Origin of the sequence: Acidiphilium sp. (assembly GCF_049977125.1) — a bacterium.
In the GTDB taxonomy this organism is placed as follows: domain Bacteria; phylum Pseudomonadota; class Alphaproteobacteria; order Acetobacterales; family Acetobacteraceae; genus Acidiphilium.
The window spans coordinates 1-3971 of the sequence record NZ_JBMFGY010000210.1; the positions used below are offsets into that span (position 1 = coordinate 1).

4 protein-coding genes are annotated in these 3971 nt (G+C 53.5%); 1 reads left to right on the top strand and 3 read right to left on the bottom strand.

Annotated elements, in window-relative coordinates:
• Positions 1-225 precede the first annotated feature (225 nt).
• From ACP5E6_RS16815 to ACP5E6_RS16825, 3 genes are read right to left on the bottom strand one after another with little or no spacing between them, the layout of a single operon-like run.
• Entirely contained in the window at positions 226-2244 is a 2019-nt protein-coding gene (locus ACP5E6_RS16815; RefSeq protein WP_427956101.1) for a 3'-5' exonuclease, read from the bottom strand.
• Positions 2241-2651, bottom strand: coding sequence for a type II toxin-antitoxin system VapC family toxin (locus ACP5E6_RS16820; RefSeq protein ID WP_427956103.1), 411 nt, complete (start codon positions 2649-2651; stop codon positions 2241-2243). Before ACP5E6_RS16820 ends, ACP5E6_RS16815 begins: the two co-directional genes overlap by 4 nt.
• Positions 2652-2659: 8 nt before the next feature.
• Positions 2660-2893, bottom strand: coding sequence for an antitoxin (locus tag ACP5E6_RS16825; protein WP_427956105.1), 234 nt, complete (start codon positions 2891-2893; stop codon positions 2660-2662).
• A gap of 225 nt (positions 2894-3118) precedes the next feature.
• Here ACP5E6_RS16825 and ACP5E6_RS16830 point away from each other — a divergent pair, with 225 nt between their 5' ends.
• Positions 3119-3721 (top strand): hypothetical protein, encoded by a 603-nt coding sequence (locus ACP5E6_RS16830; RefSeq protein ID WP_427956107.1) that lies wholly within the window; start codon positions 3119-3121, stop codon positions 3719-3721.
• The last annotated feature ends 250 nt before the right edge of the window (positions 3722-3971 follow it).

Consider the following 3971-nt stretch of genomic DNA (forward strand, 5'->3'; position numbering starts at 1 on the left):
CCAATTTTCGTACGCTATGATATCTGGTAATTCATGGGAATGGCGGAGAGGGTGTCTGTCATCTAGGTGTGATAGAAGACTGATATATAATACTATATATTTTCATTTTCTGAAAAAATACCCCAGATAATACCCCTCACAATTTCCTGCTTCAATGAGAAACGAACTCACATTGCCAACAGCAAATTCACAGAACTTACCCCCGCTTTCTGCATCCTCCACAGCTCATAACCGCAAATCCGCCAAAAATTCCGATCCCGGATCGACTCCGGTAATGAGCAATCGGTCACGAGCTCGCGTACATGCGACATAAAGGAGATGGCGCTCAGTATGATAGACATCTTCCAGGTCGGATTGATCGGCGACGCCCTCCACTCTTGATTGCAACGGAAGGATCTCGTCGTCACAGGCCATGACCACAACGGCGCGGAACTCCAGTCCTTTTGCACCATGCATGGTGGTCACGGTGATGCCGTTGGCCGATCCAATTGCTGCCTTAGCCCGTCCGATCTGCTCTTCAGCACGAACAAAGACCCCGATTTCCTCCGGCTTCACACCCTCGCGCATGCGCGCCGCCAACCATTTGCCGACGGCCGCCCGTTCGGCCACCGCACTTGGAAAGAGCTGGATTTCTGGGACGGGACCGTCGAACACCGAGACAGTACCATCGCGGCTTTCGGTATTGCCGTCGACATCGCTGATGGCGCCTGGCAGTAGCCGATCCGCATGCATGCGGATTTGATGGGATGTCCGGTAGTTTATCCGCAGCGTGAACGAGCGTCCGCGGACATCGAGGCCGAGTGATTTCCACGAAAACGGCTGCTGAAAAATCCGCTGGCCCAGGTCACCTGCGAGGAACAGGGCGTTCATCCGGTCCCGGCCAAATGCACCAAAAAAACGGGCTTCCGGGATACCGATATCCTGGGCCTCATCGACCACAGCAAAATCGAAAGGAGGCAGCAGTCCTCGCGCCATATCGTCGGTCAGCCGGTCGAAAACGCTGGCCCAGGTCATCGCGTTCTGTGCGGTCAGTCCCGCCTGCACTTCACTGAAGATCTGCCACAGATCTTCGCGCTGCTTGCCCCCCAATCGCGTCTTGCGGCCAAGCCGGGCGACATTCGCATAATCATCCCACGATTTGAGTCGCCAGGCATCAACCACATCGGTCCACTCGCTGAACAGAAATTGCGGACTGAATTTTGATTGCGCCCCCGCTGCCATCAGCAAGGTGCGGATCGTGTTGTCCGACGCCATCTGGGGTATGCCATGGCGCTCGGCATAAAGATCATGCGCGAATTTCGGGAGTGAGCGGACCGTGATCCGTGCGGCGAGTCCCGCTTCGCCGCCGACCAGATAGAAAAGTTTCTCTTGTAGAAGTCCGGCCAGAGGATTGGAAAACGTCGTCAGCAACACACGCGCGTCGCTGTTCTGCTGCGCCAGATGAACCGCCCGGTGTAGCGCCACAACGGTCTTGCCGGTGCCGGCGGAACCGGAAACCCGCACCGGACCGGCGAAATCCCGCTCGACCAGTGCGGTCTGATCGGGGTGCAGGAATACGGCCCATTTTTCCCAGGGGAAATCGAGGGCGCGCTGCAATTCTGTGGCGTTGGTCAACACGCGGAACCGCCGCTGCGCGTCGGGATGCAAGAACGGGTCACTACCGACCGCTAGCGCCACGATCGGCTCCGGCTGTTCGCCGACGGCGAGTTTCAGCAGCGCCTCCTGAGCTTCCTGCGGGAGATGGGTGATGATGTCGAACAGCGTGTCCTCGTCGGCGCGCCGCACATCGTCGACCCACTCTTCAGGCACACCGAACTTCATCAACTCGAATTTGCGGAGGTTATCGAACAATCTGGGCTTTGCAGGCAGTGCTGCAGCCTTTGTGGGCGCGAAGGTTGTCACCTCCTGCACCCGCTCCCTGACCTCGACCAGTTGCATCGCCCCGGTCGTGGGGTGCCGCTCGATCTTGCGGCGTTCGGCCCATTTATAGGCATCGTCATGATGGCCGACATAAGCCAGCATCAGGCTCGCACTGGTCCGATGTACGATGATCCGGATATCGGCGTTCACCCGCACCGACCAGAAATTCTTATCCTGCGCGCGATCGAGCTTGTGGAACGACAGGCCGGGGGCGGTCGCATCAATCTGTAGATCGAACGCGGTCGTCTTGGCGGCTTTCTGCTCCTGTGCCGTCAGCCGGTTCAGACTGGCGGTGAAGGTATCGGCGATGCGGAATTCGGTCATGTGCTTTCCGCCCTCAGCCAATTTTCGATATGCAAGCGATCGACCCGCGCAAACTCGCGCTCATTGTCGGTCACCAGCGTCAAATCGAGCGCCAGGCATTGCGCCGCGATCAGCATGTCATGCGGCCCGACCAACGTGCCGCGCCGCTCCAACTCGGCTCGTAGCGCGCCATAGGCAGCATCCATCGGCGTTTCGAACGGCATAATTTCGATCGCGGTAAGAATGACCTCCAATTGCGTGGCCAACCGGGTCGATGCGCGCTTGGCCGCGCCATAGCGCAATTCCGCCGCCACGATGATGCTGGTGCAGATCTCGGTCGCACCGACCCGCCGGATCGCCTCGGTAATCCGGCCACCCGGATTGCGCACGATATCGGACAGGATGTTGGTGTCGAGCAGATAGCGCATCCCGGCGGTCAGAAAGCGACGGGTTCGAGCGGCAGTTCATCGATGGTCGGAAACTCGTCCTCGATCGGTTTCAGTGTCGCCAACACGTCGAGCAGTGATTTCGGCGGCATCGGCTCGATGATCAGCCGGCCACCTTCACGCCGCATGATCGCATCCTCGCCGGGCAGCTCGAACTCGCGGGGAATGCGAACGGCCTGGTTGCGGCCATTTTTGAAGAGTTTGACATGGCGTTCTGGGGTCATAATAGAGTTCTCAAAAAAACTATTTAGGCATATGCTAAGGCATATGTCAAGTCTGCGTGAATTTCTGCTCCTCCCATCTGCCTGATGATCTTGGTCACTCTACCCTGTGAACGTATGCCCTGGCCAATGATGGCGCCAGCGCAAATTCACTGATCTCGCATATTGTCAAATTATGATATTTATGTAATCCAGTTTCTATCGTTCACGTAACTTCGGGAGTTAAAATTGGCAACAAAAGTGCGCATTCAATATTTTTTCGTGTTTCTGTTTACGGTAATGCTCGCAGGATGCTCGCCACCTGCTCCATTTGATTTTTCAATTAATAATGTTCCGGTCTCGGTGGTAAAATTTCCCTATCGACTGAATTCAGTTACCGTTAATGTCGACACAAACGAAAATGAAAATGTCAGCGCGTACGGTACTCGTCCCGTTGGGCTTGAAAAATTTGTTCAGCCACTTAAAAACTCGATTCAAGATGCCGTTAACAAATCTGCTATTTTCGATTATAACTCTCACAGATTTTGTACTATTGACGTAAAAATATTAGGAATCAATTATAGCTTGGTTGGTATAAATTTTCCAACAAAACTATATGCAAGATATTCCATAATTAATTTGCAGACAGGAAAGCCTATTTTTAATAAGATAATTGAAGGGTATGGAAGCACCCCAATGGGTTATAGCTTACTAGGATCTGTACGTGATCGTAATTCGATAATACTGTCAGGACAGTCAAACGTCAGAACTTTTATTGATGAGTTTGAAGCGTTTACACAGAAAAACTATTCAAAAAATCCTGAATTAAATAACGACCAACCAACAAACTAAATAACTTTAAAAGTTGTTGACTTCCATTGGAGAGTATTTTTAGATAAAATATTCTCCAATATTTTTATTTCAAAATTTAAACTAGATAGTCATCCCACCCCAAACACCTTCATCACCTCATCCCCCAGGTGATTAATCACCTTCACAGCGATCCGCCCGGAACTCGGTTTCGGGAACGGGCGGGACACCGCGCTATACAGGCTCTCCCACGCGGCCTCGTCGATCTCCGCGCGCAAGGTGGTTTTCAGCG

Coding starts and splice junctions, on each gene's coding strand:
- ACP5E6_RS16815 (WP_427956101.1), bottom strand. CDS start 2,244: ATGACCGAATTCCGCATCGCCGATACCTTCACCGCCAGTCTGAACCGG.
- ACP5E6_RS16820 (WP_427956103.1), bottom strand. CDS start 2,651: ATGCGCTATCTGCTCGACACCAACATCCTGTCCGATATCGTGCGCAAT.
- ACP5E6_RS16825 (WP_427956105.1), bottom strand. CDS start 2,893: ATGACCCCAGAACGCCATGTCAAACTCTTCAAAAATGGCCGCAACCAG.